The following is an 18,640-nucleotide window of genomic DNA, read 5'->3' on the forward strand; positions in this document are numbered from 1 at the left end:
TTATTAGATTAGTGAAATTAGCTACAACTGCTACCTTTATAACTCACACATTTAACGTTGAGGTGTAACATGGCTGTTTCTGCAATCCCTAAAGGTTTCCATGCGGTAACCCCGTATTTGGTTATTGAAGGTGCCACTAAGGCGATAGAGTTCTACAAACACGCTTTTAATGCAGAACTTGTAATGCAAATGCCCTTGCCTGATGGTGGAGTGGCGCATGCTGAAATAAAAATAGCCGACTCTCATATTATGCTTTCTGATAATTGCCCTGATGTGCAATTTAAGTCGCCGCAACAACTTGGCGGTACACCGGTGAGCATTATGCTGTATGTTGAAGATGTCGATGCTGTTTTTGCTAAAGCTTTGTCGCTTGGGGCAAAAGAGCTACGCCCAGTACATGACCAATTTTATGGCGATAGGTCAGGGACTCTAGAAGACCCTTTTGGTCATATCTGGACTATAGGCACACACAAAGAAGACCTCAGTGAGCAAGAGCTTATGCAGCGCATGAGCGAGCTTATGAGTAAAGAGCAAGATGCTTAAAAAGTTGTTTCAACCGACATTCCTATTTGCCATGAATCCACGTCTTGGTAACTGCCCTGAGGTGTACTAAAGTCGATATGTATCACATTGTCGTTACTTGAGCGCGATGAATATAGGCGAATACCAACGCCTGCACTGGTTAGCATTGAATCTGAAATATTTGCAGTTTCAGTGCTGCCAAATGCTTGGCCTACATCAACAAAGCCAACAAAGCCTACATCTACAAACTGATACAGATTGATATTAGGGTACATTCTTAGTTCAGCCGTTGCTTGTACGCTTGATGTACCATGTTGGTAACTTTCTGGGAAGCCACGCATGCCTTCTTCACCGCCAACGGCCAGTGGTTTATCAGCAAATTCATGGTTTTGCCAATGACCATTTAGATGCGCATAAAAAGCAAATGAGTTTGACCAGCGATAGTTAAATTGTGCTTTTGAATAAAGCGCTAAACGGTCATCAAGCTCAGTTCCCATATTGCCTTTCATTCCAGCGGCAAATCGATACAAGGCGTTATTGTTAAACCACGCTTTGGTAAGATTTGTATCAAATAAAAAGCCTTGGCCAAAATTTACGGTATCGATGGCAAACTTTGAATTTAGCTCCCAACCTAGGTTAACGTCTTCGTTGTGGTTTATTAGGTCAATATCGTGCAAAACGGCGTAATTGTCTTCTAGCCAATGTAATCCGACCCAAGGCGCTGCAATGGTGTAATCGTTAAGGCCTGCAAGCAAAGGCTCTGTTTCAAAAGGGCGGTAACTGACATCTTCGTAATCAATCCCAGCAAGCCAGTGAAAGGTTTGCTGACTGTCTTGCGATAAAATTCCGCCGTAAGCAAACTGGGCGATTAATTCATCAGTAAAAAACTCTGAACGAGTCATGCCATTTTGATAGATATAACTTTTTTGCTTTTGTGATTTAGCAAAGTAGCGCATTAGTGCGTCACTGCTGCGTTGATAAAAAGGCTGATGATAATCCACTAAAAACACTTGCCCGTCATCGTAATCATCAGCTTGTAAAGTGAGGGTTGAATGAGGCTGCCAAGGCACTGGCATTTGCAGCACTGAGTGGTAGCCTGAGCGTTCATGATCTGATTTATACTTTAAAGATGCGCGAATACCGTAGCCTAAAAAGTTTTCTTCTTTAAAACCTAAGCTGTATTTATTATTGCCACTACTACGGCCAAAATTAATGGTTGGCAATAAACTCCAGGTATCCCAGGTATCGATTTGCACCACGCGGGGTTCATCTTCAAGGCAATCTTTTGTATAGCTAACCTTGGCATCTCTTAAGTATTTTTTGCTGCGCAAAATGCGCTCCGCTTCTTGTAGCTGACGCTCACTGACTTGATCACCCTCTTTGAAGGTAATTTGCTCACTAACCACTTTGTTTTTGGTATCAATGTGCAGCCAGTTGATAAAGCGATGTAGGGCGGTTGTTTCAGGGTCATTAGGATCGAAAATCGTATGCGTATCAATGTTGAGTTTATCAACAGTGATGTCTTTGTCCTCGCTTAACTCTGCAGTAGGTTTGCTTTTTACTTCACAAACCACATCTAAGCTTAAAGGCTCGTTTGCATAAACAGTCCCTGTAGCAGTGCATGTTATTAATAAAACCGATGTTATTTTATTCATCATTATTATGCCTACTAAATACCAAGGAGATGCAGCGTGTTTGGCTTTATCAACCTTTAAATTCTTTACAGTTATCAGCATAAAATCGCTAACTTAAGAAAAACTTAACTAAAACTTAAACTTCATTGAAGGTTGTAAGTTTATGATTAATAAACGTTATGCTAACTAACTGTGGCGAAGTTAATCGATAAATAGCTGGCTTACGTATGATTTCTTAAGGTTTCTAATAGAGCAAATAATGAAAAAGCGTGTTTTATATTGGCTGCAAAATGACTTACGCCTAGTCGACAATGAAATTCTATCTGAGTTAGCTGATTTTGATGGCGAGCTTGATTTAGTGTTTGTGATTGAGCTGCGCTGGTTTAGGCAAACTAACTATCAATCAAAACCGTATGGCACGCATAGACACCGTTTTTTACGTGAAAGCCTAGCAGCATTTGCACAAGCTGTTGAGAAGCTTGGGCAAACACTTCATGTGCTAAGTGGTGAGCCTGAGCAAGTAATCAGTCAGCGATTACAAAAGTACAATATTGAAACTTTGGTTTGTACAGAGCAAGTTGGCGTTTATGAGCAAAAACAGCTCGATAAAATCAAAGTGTTATGCCCAGAAGTGACAGTGAAAACTTATCAACAAGATACCTTGTTTAAAGCAACGGACTTGCCTTTTCAGTTTGATGACCTACCTAAAAACTTTACTGCCTTTCGCAAAAAGGTAGAAGCTGAGCCAACCTTTATAGCGGCGCCACTGCAAGCGGTTAGCCACTTACCTCATCCTGTACAACTATGCCCTGATAACCCTATTGATGATGTTGCAACTCAACCTAACATTTTTAAAGGTGGTTTACTTGCAGCTCAGCAGCATTGTGATGCGTACTTTTCATCTAAAGCGCCAAGCAGTTATAAAGAAACACGCAATGAGTTAGACGGCTTTAGAAACAGTACTAAGTTCAGTGTTTGGCTCGCTGGGGGCACAATTAGCGCAAAACAGCTTTACCGAGAAGTTGAAGTGTATGAGCAGCAAAACGGTGCGAATGAGTCGAGCTATTGGATAAAGTTCGAATTACTGTGGCGTGAATATTTTAAGTGGCATGCGATGCATGCTGGCGCAACACTCTTCCAGTTTAAAGGGCAAAAGCATAGTGCGCCACTGACGACTTTTAACAGCCAGCGCTTTAATGCGTGGTGCCAAGGCCGCACGCCCTTTGCTTTGGTTAATGCAATAATGCATGAGCTTAATGCGACAGGCTATATTTCTAACCGCTCTAGGCAAATTGCGGCAAGTTGTTTAGTTAATGAGCTTGAACTGGATTGGCGCTATGGCGCAGCGTATTTCGAACAGCAACTCATCGATTACGACGTGGCTGCGAACTGGGGTAATTGGCAATATATTGCGGGTGTCGGCGTTGACCCTAGAGGCGGTCGACATTTTCATATTAATAAGCAAACAGCGCTTTATGATCCCCTAGCGCGTTACATTCGAAAATGGCAAGGAGATCAAAGCATCGTAAGCACAATCGATAGTGTTGATGAGGTGGATTGGCCAAGGATTTAATAGCCTGCGTTAGATCAATATTCTTCACAGATTTTTAGTGTTTTTTTATTTTGTTAACTAAAATAATGATTAAGGCTTGCTTTTATTGTTGGTGGGCTAGTTAACAAGGCTAATTATGGCATTTAGTGAAGGGTATGATGCGATTAAGTCGCATCTTGGTTTAGACATTGCTCAGCTAATTCTCGACAGTGGAGATGCGGGTATTTGGCTTTGGAATGTACAAACAGGCGAAACCATTTTCAATGATAAGTGGGCCGATATTATCGGTTACACACTGCAAGAATTATTGCCAGTTTCAATTGAAACTTGGCTCAGCTTTGCTCACCCTGACGACCTGTCAAAATCGGAACAGCTATTAAACGCTCACTTTAAAGGTGACTCTAAGCGTTATATTTGCGAAGCGCGAATGAAGCACAAACAAGGGCATTGGGTTAAAGTGCTCGATAAAGGCCAAGTGCAAAGCTGGGATGAAAATGGCAATCCTGAATGGATGCTAGGCGTTCATATCGATATTACTGAACAGTGGTTAAAAGAGCGAGAAATTGAGTTTTTACATGCTAAATTGCAAAAGTTTACTGATAACTTACCGGGGTTTGTTTATCAGTATGTGGTGGAAAAAGATGGCACCGCATATTTTCCTTTTGCCAGCTCCAAAGTCTTCAACATTTATGGCTGCACGGCAGATGATATAAAAAATTCTGCAGATTTAATCATGCAAACGATTCACCCAGATGATTTAGAGCGAGTCGTTAAAAGCATTGAGAAATCGCGAGTCGAATTATGCGAGTGGCATGAGGTATATAGAGTTAATCATCCAACTAAAGGGGTGATTTGGGTTGAAGGAAAATCCTCACCTATTGCCCGTGCTAATGGCAGTGTTGAGTGGAATGGTTATTCAGAAGATGTCACTGAAGAAGTTAAAAGCAACGAAAAAATACAGCTGCTTACAGCCGTTTTCTCAACAACAAGCCGCGGTATATTAATAACCACCCCTGAGCCTAAAATTGTGGATGTTAACCCTGCTTTTGAGCAAATTACAGGCTTTTGTAAGGCAGAAGTGCTTGATAAAAACCCATCTGTACTTTCAGCTAAGCAGCAACCCACAGAGTTCTTTGAGTTGATGTGGGAGTGTTTAATACACAATGGGCGCTGGCAAGGTGAAATATGGAACAAGCGCAAAACCGGTGAAGTTTTTCCTGAGTTGTTAACCATAGATGCCATGTATGACGAACATGGGCAAGTGAGTCATTACATTGGTGCATTTGATGATATTTCGCAGGCAGTAGAAAAGCGCCAACTGCTTGACGAATTAGTCAATCAAGACCCTCTTACTAAGCTGTTAAATCGGCGAGGTTTAGATATTCAGTTACATTCATTTTCTCATCATGCGGCGAATGAAGGTAACCAGTTTTCGTTGATTTATGTCGACCTTGATAACTTTAAACTGGTGAACGATACCTTTGGTCACGAGCAGGGCGATAATCTACTGCTTGAAATCAGTGAGCAGCTTTCACTTCAGCTGCGCGATAAAGACATATTAGCTCGTATTGGCGGCGATGAGTTTGTGATTGTGTTACCAACGTTAGCAAAACTTTCTGTTTGCCAAGACATTGCAGGGCGCTGCCAAAAAGCGGTTGAAGGCGTAGCAAAGCGCTACGCAACAAAAGTGCCTGTGAGTGCTAGTTTTGGAATCGCGCTTTACCCAGAAGATGGTAAAAATGCCAAAGAGTTACTCGCCACTGCTGACGAGCAAATGTATAAGATGAAGCTTAAACATAAAGCATCACCACTCGGTTGAAATTTCGACACTCGGCAGCTTATTCAAAAGCGGTAGTAAAGCACGCTCTTTACGTAAATCTTTGCGCTCGTTTTCTAAATCTCTTCGTTCTCGATAAAGCTCTTTTTGTTGGCCATTATCAAGTTGATTGCTGTTAAGCTCAGCGCGAATATCTTTTAGGCGGCGGTCAATATCGTCAATTCGGTCATCAATGTATATCAGCCTTTGCTGTACTTGATACCTGTCGTTGCCTTCTTGCCATGCTTTACGAAATGCTGTGCTATTACAGACGCCATTGTAAGATGCTCCCTGCATGCCAAGGGTAAAGCCATTTTCGGGCTCACAATACACCGCCAGACCTTGATCGTATCCCACTTTATATTCAGCAATATCGGCACTTACGCCATACTCGCTACATTGTGATAAGGCATCTATGCCATCACGATACTCAGTGCCATCTGCACCATGTTTATAACCAATACCATGCCAATTGGCTTGTAAACATTCATCTTTACTGACTGAGGTACAGCCTGCTAATACGATTAATGGCAGTAGAGGAAGTGTCCATTTTCTCATTAAAGTCTCAGCTTAAATTATTAATAACTAACTTGATTCTAGCCTGTAATATCATGTTTTAGAAAGTAGTTTTTGTGTTTCATAACAATGCCCTCAAATGATTAAGTTTTATTGCGCCTAGGTATCCATTACCACTGACAGAACCGCTGAGCAATGCGAATGTTTGGCTGCGCATTTTTTAGGTGAGCTAACTGTAATAAGCATAACGCGGTAAAGTGACTGCGTTTGATCAATTGATGGCGGTCAAAGCGCATGATCTCGTACCACAGCTTAAACAGCTCGCCAAAACGCATTAGATTGTTATTGTTAAACTGCCACTGTGATTGGTAATTTACCTTGATAGGGCAAGGCATATGACCCGGATAGGCTTGCCATGGTGCAAGCATAGCTCGTGGGTAACTGGTTTTCAGCCAGCGCTGATAAAAGCGGTGCTTACGAACATATTCAACAGGGACAGCTAAAGGATATTGCAGCACTTTCCACGAATAAAACGGATGGAAGAACTCCATTTTAAACTCGCATACTTGCTCGTTCGGAATGCTCAAATGATGATGTTGATCATTGAGTAGTAAAAACAATTGGAATGCTTTTTCGAGTGGTAATTCAGCCAAGGGTTTAAAACTAAGTTTTAGGTTATCAATTAGTTTTTGTTGCAGCATAGACGCATTATGTACCACTGACTTTGGCAAATAAGCGTATTGCTGATCTAAATAAGCTTGAATGAGCTTATCAAGATTGTTTTCTTTTGCCGCCTCATAAATAGCGTCGCCATAAAATACGGCACCTAAACCAACACTGCCACCATTACCAGACCAACTAATTTGTGGTCTTGAAACTGTTTTATATTCATTGTGATGCGCTTTGCGCCAGTATTTACCAAGGCGCTGCTCAACAGAGAGCTTTTGCGTGTCGCGTACTTGCACAACCTCAAGTTTAAGGGCATTTTGCGAAGCATATTGTTTTGCGCAGTAGAGATCTTGACTATCTGATTGCGAAAAATTAAACGACTTAAGCTCAACACCTTGGCGTAATAGCTCGCAGTTAATTAGCCGTGAATCAAGGCCGCCAGACAAGGTGCTCAGCACTTTTTTATCGGTGTGCATCGCTTTTGTTACAACACTGCGAAAGGCCTGAGTAACCCCTTCAATTGCGTCGGTCACCTCAAAGTTCTGTTTGGCAAGGGCGACCCAATCAAAGTAACGCTGTTTTACCACGCCATGACTGGCATCAAAACGTAATATTTCGCCTGGGTATGAGCATTTTATGTTTTTATAAGGCGTGTGATCTAATAGCGGGTAACCAAGCACAGCAAGCTCTGTGAGTGCTTCGGCATCACTTTCAAGCTCAATACTGAGCTGTTTAAATAACCCCAAGTTGGTTGAAAACAGTAAGCCTTGCGCTGTTTTTAAGGTATAAAACGGCTTTAAACCAAGGGGATCGGTGGCGAGTACTAAGCTGCCTAATTGGCTATTAAACTGGCAAAAGCTAAATACCCCTTCACATTGCTGTAAGCAAGTGTTGAGGGAAGCTGTATTGGCCATGGTTTTTAAATCATCACTGCGCGAGCTGCTTAGTAAAGGGTGACCAATCAGCGTTGCAATTTGCGACTCAGTTTGCAACCAACTCGCTTGTTGGTAAGCATCAAAGTCATAGTGAAAAATAGCTCCATTATCACAATCAAAGCGCTGAACATCTGCTTTTTTGTAGCGATTAAATACATCAGCTAGTTGATTAATATAATGAAATTCTGTTTTGCCTAATTCATTGAATTGGATATAACCTGCGATAACAGCCATGTTAACCACCTTTTCGTTTGCTAACTTACATGTAAAGTTGCAAGCCATAGGCCAAAACGAATAAAGGCCTTAAACAAGGCCTTTGGTAACATTACAAAATTACAAACGCAGATCAGCGATTGTTAAGTTGTTGGTTGATTTCATCGAATATACTCGCATCATCAATGGTTGATGGAATTTGCAGCTCTTCACCATCGACCAATTGGCGTAAATTCTTTCTGAGTATTTTCCCTGAGCGGGTTTTTGGAAGGCGCTCAACATGCAAAATGTTTTTCAGGCAGGCAATGGCGCCAATTTGATTTCTTACCGAGTGAACTAACTGTTGCTCAACTTCTTTGCTATCGCCAAGATAATCGTCTTTGAGCACTATCATCGCCATGGGTAATTGCCCTTTGAGTGCATCGTTAACACCAAATACTGCGCATTCAGCAACAGCAGGGTGGGCTGCTACAATCTCTTCCATTTCACCGGTTGATAAGCGATGACCTGCAACGTTAATTACATCATCGGTACGACCCATAATAAATAGATACCCATCCTCATCAATATAGCCGCCATCACCAGAGAGATAATAATCAGGGTACTCACTTAAGTAGCCCGCCTGAAAGCGTTCATTGTTTTGCCAAATTGTTGGTAAGCAGCCAGGAGGTAAAGGCAGTTTAATAACCACTGCGCCGCTTTCGTTTGCGGCGCACTGCTCACCATTCATATCAAGAATTTGTACATCAAAGCCCGGTGTTGGCACAGTTGAACTTCCCGGTTTAGTGGCAAGTTGTTCAATACCAATTGGATTACACGCAATTGCCCAACCTGTTTCTGTTTGCCACCAGTGGTCGAGTACAGGCAAGCCAGTGTTGTCTTTCAACCACTCATACGTTGGCGGATCTAGGCGTTCGCCGGCCAAGAATAAACGTTTTAAACTTGAGGTATCGTATTGTTTAAAGCCCTCGGCGGTCGGGTCTTCTTTTTTAATTGCGCGAAATGCAGTTGGAGCACTGAATAAGGCGGTGACTTTATAATCTTCTACAACACGCCAAAATGCACTGGCATCAGGAGTTCTTATTGGTTTTCCTTCATAAAGTACGGTGGCACAGCGATAAATGAGCGGTGCATATACAATGTATGAGTGACCAACCACCCAGCCAATATCGGAAGCTGCCCAAAATACCTCGCCGGGCTTCATGCCATACACGGTTTCCATGCTGTAATGCATTGCAACTGCGTGACCACCGTTTTCTCGAACCACCCCCTTGGGTGTGCCTGTGGTACCTGATGTGTAAAGAATATAAAGCGGGTCGTCGCCAGCAACAGGCACTGCATCGACTGCACTTGCTGTATCAGAGGCTGATTGCCAATCGATGTCTCTGCCATCTTGCATCTCGGCAATCGCTTGTTCACGCTGAAATACAATACAGTGTTCAACAGCATGCTTGGCGTTTTCGAGTGCTTCATCAAGCAGTGGTTTATATTCAATCACATGATTAATTTCGACCCCGCAAGACGCAGTAAGCACAAGCTTAGGTTTTGCATCATCAATACGCACCGCGAGTTCGTGCGGTGCAAAACCACCAAATACAACGGAGTGAATGGCACCAAGGCGCGCACACGCCAGCATACCAATAACTGCTTGTGGGATCATTGGCATATAAATGACTACACGGTCACCTTTGCTTACGCCAAGGGATTGCATGAGCCCTGCAAATTTAGCAACTTGAGTTTGTAACTCGCCATAAGTGTATTGTTGTTTGGTATTGGTAACAGGGGAGTCGTAAATCAGTGCAGTTTGGTCGCCATAGCCTGCTTCCACGTGTTGGTCGAGGGCTAGGTAACAAGTGTTTAACTGACCATCGGCAAACCAATGGTAAAAATCATTATCGTCATATTGATAAGGGGCACTTGGCTCTTTAAACCAAGGAATTCGTTTACTTTGCTCAAGCCAAAACTGACCCGGATCGCGCTGGAACTGTTTGTATTGTTGTTGATATTCGCCCGCCATTGTGAGGCTCCTATACTTTTTAGTGAGAGACCCTAAAAAATGTAGGTGTTTTTTTGATTAAATAATATGCGACCTTGGTCGGCATTAATTGGGCTAAATGTCGTGAAATCGCCCTGTTTAGGGGCGATTTTAGGGAATCGTGGTGCTAATTAAACCTGTTGTTCACTAATAAGCGGTAAGCAAATGAAGATCTTAACGCCACCTAGCTCACTGTGCTCAGCTTTTATAGTGCCTTTGTGTGTTTCTATCAGGCTTTTACAAATCGCAAGTCCAAGGCCTGAGCCGCCTGTTTGACGGCTGCGCGACTTATCAACGCGGTATAAACGTTCGAATATTTCAACTAACTGATTATTGGTAACGCCGGGTGGGGTATCTTCAATACTAAAAGTAATACTCTGCTCTGAGGCCATTGCTATAAATTTAATTTTGCCGGGTTTATCAGTATAAAAAGTACTGTTTGATAAAAGGTTCGTCAGTACTTGCTTAATTTTATCGATATCCCATGTGACTTTGATATCACCAGCAAGGTGAATGTTACAAGTAAATTCAAAGCCTTTGTTTTCTACAAAAGCAGTAAAGTCTTGCTGCCAAACGGATAATACATCAGCAAGTAAATAGGGTTTTAGGTTCAGATATAGGCTATCGGAGTCAGCTTGTGCTAGTTGATGGATATCACGGATCAGTACATTGATATCGGTAAGTTTTCGATTAATGGCATCGTAAGAGGCATCTACGTCTTTGGCGATATTGTATTGCAATGCTTCAACTTGCAATTGTAGTGCTGTGAGTGGCGTGCGAATTTCATGAGACACATCGGCTAGTAAGCGGTTCTTTTTATCAACGACTTCTTGGAGTAGCTGTGCTCGTTCACTGGCAAGCTTACGCTTTTTAAATGAGCGGTAACCAAAGCCAGATATCAGCAAAATCACGCAGCTTAAGCCCAGTAACCACGCTTTGAATTGCCATTCACTTTCGCTTAGTTGAGCCGCTTGAATTTGCTTTTCAGCACTCAATTGGTTGATTTCTTGCTGATTTCGCATAAAAGCTACTTGGCTTTGCATCGCGGCCACGGTTAAGTCGTGCTGATTTTTACCGGTACTATCTTCAAGGGTTTGATAGCGGTTTTGCGATTCAAATGCTTGTTTATACAGTTGTAAAGCAAGGTAAGAGTCGGTGAGTAACTTATTTAAGCTAATTTGATCTTCAACATCTTGCAGCTCATCAGCCTGTTTTAAAGCCTGCTCTGCGGTTTTAATTGCTTCAGCGTGATCATCAAGGGCTTGATAAATACGTGTTTGGGTGATCCCTAAAGATACCAAGTGTGAGCGAAAATTATAGTCAGTAGCGATTGCCAAAGCGCGGTCGATATAGGCTTGCGCTTCACTTATGTTATTTTGTTTTAAAGCAATTAACGCCATTAAATCGTACGAGCGACATAGCCCTGTGTTTGAAGATGATTGCTGATAATAGCTAATCGACTTTTCTGCGTAATCTGTGGCTGTAGCAAGTTCGCCTTGTTTGAGCGCAGCGTAGCCGACCTTCATGGCACTGTTACCGATGTCGACTTTTGAGCCAATTTCTAAATCCAACACGTGAGACATTTTAAAGTGCTTTAACGATTGAGCACTGTCGCCCATACGGCGGTAAACTTCGCCAATTTCGTAAAGCGAATCGGCTATGCCTTTTTTATCATCGAGCTTTTGATGCAAAGAAAATGATTGAGTTAAACTTGCAAGCGCCGCATTGTGATCGCCAATAATGGCTTCGATTATTCCTAAGTTTAGTAATGCCGATGCATACGATTTTTCATCATCAAATTCATGTAAGATATTAACAGATTTTTGTGCCTCATTAAGGGCGGCTATGTATTTATCTTGCCAGCGTAAAATGGCTGCTAATCGCTCATAAGACTGGGCAATCAGCACAGAATCTTTTATCTGTTTTGCAATAGTTAATGCATCTCGGTAGTGCTGCTCTGCTGTTAGAAAGTTACTTTTTCTACCTTGTGCGTAGCCCTGAATAAGCATCGCTCGTACTGTGATTGCCTGATTACTTTGCTTTTGTCCGTACTCCAGTAGCTGCTCTGCATAGCTCAGTGCTTGATCATAATCACCACTGCTGACATTCATAAATGCCAGCGATTCAAGCGCTTCTTGCATGATGTTAGGCTCATTGACGAGGGTCGTATCGGTGGTTAACTGCTCAAAAATTTCAGTGGCTTGGTTTGGGTTACTATTGCGTAGTGACTGGGCTTCGTTTAGCTTTTCTAACGCTTGTTCAGGGGTAATAGCATAGGCGCTTAGCGATAGACAGCTAAAGGCACAAGCTAAGGCTAAGCTTTTGTAAAATAATGGAGTATTTTTCATTTTTTATTTAGGTAAAGGCAACTGCCATTTTTGTAAAATTGCTTGGTATTGACCACTTTGCTTCAAAGCTTCAATGGCGTTACTTAATTGCGCTGCGAGTTGTTTATCTAAATTAAGATTCGCAGCTAAATAAAGACCTGAAGGAAAGTCATCTAAGTGTAGGCTTTTATGAATGTCACTTGGATCAACCCCAGATAATGCCAGTTCGTTTTGCAAAGTCAGGGTGTTGGTCAGCACAAAGTCTATGCGCTCTTTTTCAAGCAATTGCCAAAGTTGATGGTAATGACTGACTAGCACCAAATTTTTATCTTCATTAAATCCGGCATGCTTCAAGTAATGCTCACTTGAATAGCCTCGAATAGTCGCGACACGGTACTGCTGAGCTTGCTTTAAACTAAATATTTTGTGGCTTTTGCTCGCAAGGTCAACGAGGTAAGCGTCCGAAAAATAGGTTTGTGCTAACCACTGAAAGCGGTTTTCGCGAGCTGGGTTTTTTAGTAGCGAAATCATTAACATGTTTGGATTGTTTTCGAGCTCATGAAAAGCCCGCGCCATAGGCATAATTGCGAATTCGCTAGGGATGTTTGCGTGTGCTAAGGCGGCTTTTACTACTTCAACAAGTGCACCATCGGCTTCGCCTTGCTGATTTTTAAAATGGTAAGGAGGTAGATCTTCAGCGATAAAGGTCAGTGTTTTCGCAGCCGTTGCACAACTGATGAAACAAAGCAGAGTAGCAATCAGTAATGAGCGAAACAGCATAAAGATCCTTTATCCTTAAACAAGTAATTAACATACTAAAGAATCTTAATGAAAAGGTATAGGTTTTTAATTGCCAAGTCAGATTTAGTTGCTTTTTTTACTGCGGGGTGCCCCTAGCAAGATACCGATATGGCAAACACACACAGATAGAAAAGCACTCAAGCCCAATGCACCGCCATAGCCATGCAAGCGCGGCACAAGGTATTCAAACAACAAAGCAAACAATATTGAAGCAATGGCTAATGTAAAAATGCCAAAGCGTTTTGGTGCGCTCATGCCAATGAAAGTGCCCCCAAAAAACGCCACGCTGTAAAGTTCTACATCAACAGAGAATAGGCTTAAAATTGCAAATGCAATAATGCTGGTGGCGGCTGAGGCGCGAATGCCATCAAAGCGGTTATGATGCGCTAAAAAGTAAGTAGAGTAGGCACCAAGTAAAGCGGTAATTGTAATAAACAAATCCATTAAAAGACCCCTTTTGCAAGCATGTAAAGCGCGACACTGGCAAAAGCAACGCTACCAAGACGACCACCAAAACCTGCAAATAGGTTCATAGTTAATACGTAAAGGCTGGCACCAATTAAAGAGATAAAACTCAGCTCCCAGTAGCTGTTGATTAAACTTGATGAGCACATGCCAGCAAAGCTGCCAGCGTAAATGGCTGCATAAGGATGGTTACCAAAACGAGCAGGAAAAGGAATAAATGTGCCAACTAAACCGGTAAATGCAGCAGATAACACAAGGGCAACATTGGCTTGGTCATGAAGTAAAAAGCAGGAAAAACAGCCAACAGAAAAGGCCAAAAACTTGACCATAAAAAATGTAATATGTGCCATTAATTGACGATACACCTCGCTTAAGTAGGTAAACGAGGTGCATTATCTCATTGATGCGTTTAGTCCTGCAACTGCGCTTTGGCGGGTATTGCTGCTACTTTGGTATGGTGGCCATACAAAGCAACAATTAAAAAGCAAACAAGTGGTACAACAAACGAAACCGCAGTGTTAAAAGCATCTATAGTTGCAGCTTGGATCAGAGGTAAAAATGCGCCCCCTAAAATTGCCATTACTAAACCTGCCGCACCAACTTTTGCATCTTCGCCGAGGCCTTCAAGTGCTGTGCCGTAAATGGTTGGAAACATCAAAGATAGACAGCTTGAAATAGCTACAAGTGCGACTACGCCCACTAAATTAACTTGGGTGGTAACAATAAAACAAAGCACGGCTGCAACTAAAGCCATAAAGCGCAGTAATTTAGCGCCGCTAATAAAGCGCATTAGCCAAGTCATGATGAAGCGAGACACTAAAAACACCAGCATAGAATATTGTAATACCTGACCGCCGGTAACTTCTGTAGTGTTAAGAGCTTCCATGGTGTAGCCAATGGTGTAGGTCCATACACAAGTTTGTGCGCCAACATTAAAAAACTGTGCAAGCACACCAAATCGGTAGTGCTTATTTTGATACAAATGTTGAAAGGTCTTTTTAAGTTTACGCGGTTGCGCTGCGGCTTTTGTTACTGTGGCAGGAGAGCGGCTAAAAAAGATACATAGCCATAGTAAGATTAAACAACAGGCCATACCCACATACGGCACCATCACAGCGTCAAGCTCTGCACTCACAACGGTTTTTAATTGCGCTTCACTCATCAGAGCACGGCTTGCGCTATCAGCTTGATTTAAGTTCGGTAAGATCAACGTCGCCGCTAAAAACACACCAATATTAGTACCAACGGGGTTGAAAGCTTGCGCGAGGTTAAGTCTACGGGTTGCTGTGTGCTCGCATCCTAACTGCATGACATAGGGGTTTGCCGAGGTCTCTAAAATAGACAAGCCACCAGCAAGAATAAACAAGGCCAATAAAAAGTGGCTATAGAGCATGGTTTGGCTAGCAGGGTAAAACAATAAGGCACCACAGGCGGCCATGGCTAAACCCACTAACAGCCCCGTTTTATAATTAAACCGTCTATTGATCATGGCTGCCGGTAAAGCTAAGCAAAAATAAGCACCGTAATAACTAAACTGCACCAGTGCTGATTGCAACGCACTCATCGAAAATGTTTTGCTAAAAACTTTCACTAATGGGTCTGTCATATTGGCCGCAGTACCCCAAGCAGCAAAGCAAATTGTAAGCAAAATAAAAGGCCAAAGCATTTGGCGCGATACAATAGCAGGCTGTGTTTGCATAGTTCACCAGATTAATGTGTTCATATTGTTGTGGCCGACAGTATTCACGACTATAAATAATAAATCAACCTAGTTGATTTATTATTTTGACTGGTAGATAGTACGCCAAAAAGGTCTAATAGGCCGCGTATTAAGCTGGTATCAAGAAGGATGTTATGAAGAGTAGTTTATCGCGAGCACCAAGAAGCAAGAACGAGCGCGCAATTCTAAGCTTAATTAGGCAACAGCAAAGCATGCCTAAAGCACAAATAGCGAAAGCGTTAGCCTTGTCTGCTCAGGCGGCAACAGTGAACATCAACAAGCTCGAAGAAGATAAGCTATTGCTTCGTGATGCACCTGTAAAAGGACGGGTAGGGCAACCAAGCGTGCCATTTAGGCTCAATCCAGATGGTGCATTTAGTTTTGGTTTGAAAATCGGGCGACGACGCTTCGACCTGATACTCGTTGACTTACACAGCACGCAAAGAGCATCGGTATCTGTTGAGGTGAATGAAGCATCTGTCGATGAGCTTAAATCATTCTTAGAAACACATATCCCACAATTAATCAGTCAATTAGAACCTGAACTGCGCTCACATGTGTGTGGGCTAGGGGTCGCTATGCCGTTTGATATTTGGCAATGGCAAGCCGCTTCAGACACTGCAACAAATACCCTTAGTCAATGGCAAAATTTCGACTTAAAAGGTTACTTAGAAAGTCAGTTTAATTTACCGGTTTATATTAGTAACGATAATAACGCTGCCTGCTGTGCAGAACTAAGCCTTGGTAACCCTAATAACTACAGCGATTTTTTGTATGTTTATTTGGGGGCTTTTTTAGGTGGAGCCGTGGTGATTAACCACCAACTTCTCGAAGGTAAAAGTGGTAATGCCGGTGCTATAGGCTCAATGCTAAACGCTGAACGCGAACAGTTACTTAGTCAATGTTCACTACTCTCATTACAAAGCGAGTTTGATAAGCAGCAACTTGGTATATCTGTGTATGAGCTTACCGACAGTCAGTTTTCAGATCATAAACGGCTAGTTCAGCCTTGGCTTGAAAAATCTGCTGAGGCTATCGGTATTGCCATGCATAACTGTTTGAGTTTATTAGATATGCAAGCTGTGATTATTGATTCGCCGTTACCGGGTAAAGCGCTTGAACAGCTCAAGCAGTTATCAATTGCAGCATTTGCACGGTTAGATAGTCGTGGACTACGTAGCTGTGAAGTTGGTTTAGGCGTGTGTGGGGAAAAAGCGCAGTCGATAGGTTCTGCTCAACTTGCGCTTAGTCATCATTATTTTTAAGCAGGAGTGAGCACCTCACTCCTGCTTAATTCATTAGTTCTGATATTGTTTGAACCACGCAAGGGTGTATTCAATTTTCGAAATCATACGTGAAGGACGACCCGCAATACCATGTGGTGAGCCCGGTACACGAATAAGCACGGTATCTACCTTTTGCAGTTTTAATGCTTGATAGAACTGCTCTGATTCTGAAATAGGCGTGCGGCGGTCTTCTTCACCTGTCATGATCAATGATGGTGTGGTTACGTTACCCACTAATGAAAGCGGTGAACGTTTCCAGTAGTGCTCCACATTATCCCATGGCATACCAGGGAATTGGTTACGAATTTGACCAATATAGCTGTCGGCTGAAAGCGTTTTACTTAACCAGTTGATCACTGGCTTGGTAATTGCCGCAGCGTTAAAGCGGTTTGTTAAACCAACCGCATAAGCCGTTGCAATACCACCTGCTGAACCACCAGCAATAAATAAGTTATCTTTGTCGATAAAGCCTTTAGCAATCATGGCATCAACTGCCGAGTTGTGATCGGCAAAGTCTTCTTCTGAGCTGTATTTACCATCTAGCAGTAGTGCAAAGTCTTTACCGTAACTTGTTGAACCACGGTAATTCACATACACAACAACGTAACCTTCAGCGGCATAACGTTGTAATTCAGCAGTAAAGCTTGGGCCATAGGCAAGATGTGGGCCGCCGTGAATTTCAACCATTAATGGGTACTGTTTGTTTTCATCAAAATCAGGTGGCGTGATATACCAACCTTGAATGGCTTGGCCGTCGAACTGCGATTTAACATTCAGCTCGTGCACTTTACCAAGTTTCTTATGGCCTAATACATCTTCGTTTAATGAAGTTAGTGTTTTATTTTTACCTCTGTAGATGTAGCCTAAATCAGCTGGGCGGTATTCGCTGCCTGTGGTGTAAGCAATAGCGCCATTATTGGCCATACTGAAACTACCACTGATATACGGACGACCAATTGAAGTACCTGATACGGTATCAGTTAAATCAGTTACCTTACCGCGGCTGTTTACTTTAGCGAGCTTACGCTTACCAAAGTCGTCGTACTGAATAACAAAGTCACCATCGCCTGACCACTTATAATCAGCCACTGAGCGGTCTAATTTTTCAGTAATATGCTTGATTGATTTATCGTCTAAATCGAGCATAGATAGTGTTGAGTTAATGTAAGGCACAGGGGCATTGTCACGCGCAACAAAGGCAAGTTCATCACCGTCTTGTGCGTAACGTGGGTTACTTTCACGGCCAGGTAAATCGGTTAGTTGCGTAAGCTCACCTGATTTTACATTAACTTCATATAGGTCTGACTCAGTTGTGCGGTATTCCCACTCATCATTGCGATCAGCAGAAAAAGCTAGTTTTGTGTTACTTGGATCCCAAGCAAGTGGACCATAGTGCTGATAATCACCCGATGTTAATTGGCGTGGTGTGCCACCTGAAACAGGAATAACAAAAACGTGACGGTATGAAGGCTCTAAAAAGCCTGCGCCATCAGCTTGATAGCGTGCTTTTTCAAACACTCTCACTGGTTTTGACCACTCAGCGCCTTTTGGCTTTTTAGGCAATTTTACTGATTTAGCGAACGCAGATTTACCTTCAGGAATGCTCATGGTGAAAGCAATTTGTTCAGAGTCATTCGACCAACTTAGGTTACGTACTGATTTTGGTAGTTGCGTTAATAATGCTTGTTTGTCTTGCGCTAACCAATAAACGTGAAGCTGATTTGAGCCACTTGAGTTGCTGGTAAAAGCAATTTTCTTGCTATCTGGAGACCAAGTAGGTTGGCTATAGTTATGTTCATCAGAAAACAGTGGCGTGTGTTGACCAGACTTTATATCGTACAGCCAAAAGCTACGCTTATTACCATCTTTCATGATGTCGTAGCCGCTGCGAACATAAACGATTTTTTTACCGTCTGGGCTTATTTGTGGGTCGCCTGCGTATTCAAGTTGAAAAATATCTTCAGAGACAAATTTGTCGTTAGCATATACTTGAGCTGTTGTTGCTGCGCACAGCAAACTTGCTCCAATAAGGATTGTTTTTTTTAATTGCATGGAATGGTCTTTTTTTAGCCGTAAAATTTTATCCTAAAAGCAGACCATTCGCTGCGCAAGCACATTGAGACCAAAATGCCGTAACGAGAGTTAAACA

Annotated in this window: 14 protein-coding genes; 4 read left to right on the forward strand and 10 right to left on the reverse strand. The window is 42.4% G+C overall.

The window, feature by feature from the left end; all coding sequences use genetic code 11:
* The first annotated feature begins 69 nt into the window (after positions 1-69).
* Entirely contained in the window at positions 70-543 is a 474-nt protein-coding gene (locus tag AADY36_RS04720) for a VOC family protein (protein WP_055021273.1), read from the forward strand.
* Here the strand turns inward: AADY36_RS04720 and AADY36_RS04725 are convergent.
* Entirely contained in the window at positions 540-2,180 is a 1,641-nt protein-coding gene (locus AADY36_RS04725; RefSeq protein WP_342408582.1) for a hypothetical protein, read from the reverse strand. The genes AADY36_RS04720 and AADY36_RS04725 overlap by 4 nt on opposite strands.
* A 235-nt stretch (positions 2,181-2,415) precedes the next feature.
* Between AADY36_RS04725 and AADY36_RS04730 the strand changes: the two genes are divergently transcribed.
* Both AADY36_RS04730 and AADY36_RS04735 read left to right on the forward strand, forming a co-directional pair.
* Entirely contained in the window at positions 2,416-3,729 is a 1,314-nt protein-coding gene (locus tag AADY36_RS04730) for a DASH family cryptochrome (protein ID WP_342408583.1), read from the forward strand.
* A 115-nt stretch (positions 3,730-3,844) separates the two neighbouring features.
* Positions 3,845-5,527, forward strand: a complete 1,683-nt coding sequence (locus AADY36_RS04735) for a sensor domain-containing diguanylate cyclase (protein WP_055021271.1) — start codon at positions 3,845-3,847, stop codon at positions 5,525-5,527.
* Here the strand turns inward: AADY36_RS04735 and AADY36_RS04740 are convergent.
* The 8 genes from AADY36_RS04740 to fucP all read right to left on the reverse strand — a co-directional run bounded on the left by AADY36_RS04740 (position 5,513) and on the right by fucP (position 15,184).
* Entirely contained in the window at positions 5,513-6,082 is a 570-nt protein-coding gene (locus AADY36_RS04740; RefSeq protein ID WP_054560687.1) for a DUF2799 domain-containing protein, read from the reverse strand. The genes AADY36_RS04735 and AADY36_RS04740 overlap by 15 nt on opposite strands.
* Positions 6,083-6,210: 128 nt before the next feature.
* A complete protein-coding gene (locus AADY36_RS04745; protein ID WP_054560686.1) occupies positions 6,211-7,878 on the reverse strand; it encodes an asparagine synthase-related protein in 1,668 nt (555 codons plus the stop codon).
* A gap of 112 nt (positions 7,879-7,990) precedes the next feature.
* Positions 7,991-9,874 (reverse strand): propionyl-CoA synthetase, encoded by a 1,884-nt coding sequence (locus AADY36_RS04750; RefSeq protein ID WP_054560685.1) that lies wholly within the window; start codon positions 9,872-9,874, stop codon positions 7,991-7,993.
* Positions 9,875-10,023: 149 nt separating this feature from the next.
* Positions 10,024-12,240, reverse strand: a complete 2,217-nt coding sequence (locus tag AADY36_RS04755; protein WP_342408584.1) for a tetratricopeptide repeat protein — start codon at positions 12,238-12,240, stop codon at positions 10,024-10,026.
* A gap of 3 nt (positions 12,241-12,243) precedes the next feature.
* Positions 12,244-12,999 (reverse strand): substrate-binding periplasmic protein, encoded by a 756-nt coding sequence (locus AADY36_RS04760; protein WP_054560683.1) that lies wholly within the window; start codon positions 12,997-12,999, stop codon positions 12,244-12,246.
* A gap of 84 nt (positions 13,000-13,083) precedes the next feature.
* Positions 13,084-13,464, reverse strand: a complete 381-nt coding sequence (locus AADY36_RS04765; protein ID WP_342408585.1) for a hypothetical protein — start codon at positions 13,462-13,464, stop codon at positions 13,084-13,086.
* Positions 13,464-13,814, reverse strand: coding sequence for a hypothetical protein (locus AADY36_RS04770; RefSeq protein WP_054561182.1), 351 nt, complete (start codon positions 13,812-13,814; stop codon positions 13,464-13,466). The genes AADY36_RS04765 and AADY36_RS04770 overlap by 1 nt, the downstream gene beginning before the upstream one ends.
* An 80-nt stretch (positions 13,815-13,894) precedes the next feature.
* Entirely contained in the window at positions 13,895-15,184 is a 1,290-nt protein-coding gene (fucP, locus tag AADY36_RS04775) for an L-fucose:H+ symporter permease (RefSeq protein WP_054560681.1), read from the reverse strand.
* A 155-nt stretch (positions 15,185-15,339) separates the two neighbouring features.
* On the opposite strand from fucP, the gene AADY36_RS04780 reads away from it, so the two are divergent.
* Positions 15,340-16,470: an ROK family transcriptional regulator gene (locus AADY36_RS04780; RefSeq protein WP_239962900.1), complete on the forward strand. Its 1,131-nt coding sequence runs from the start codon at positions 15,340-15,342 to the stop codon at positions 16,468-16,470.
* A 33-nt stretch (positions 16,471-16,503) separates the two neighbouring features.
* Here AADY36_RS04780 and AADY36_RS04785 read toward each other — a convergent pair whose 3' ends face one another.
* Positions 16,504-18,543 (reverse strand): S9 family peptidase, encoded by a 2,040-nt coding sequence (locus AADY36_RS04785; RefSeq protein ID WP_239962898.1) that lies wholly within the window; start codon positions 18,541-18,543, stop codon positions 16,504-16,506.
* Positions 18,544-18,640 lie beyond the last annotated feature (97 nt).

It is taken from the genome of Pseudoalteromonas sp. D15MCD-2 (assembly GCF_038562745.1).
In the GTDB taxonomy this organism is placed as follows: domain Bacteria; phylum Pseudomonadota; class Gammaproteobacteria; order Enterobacterales; family Alteromonadaceae; genus Pseudoalteromonas.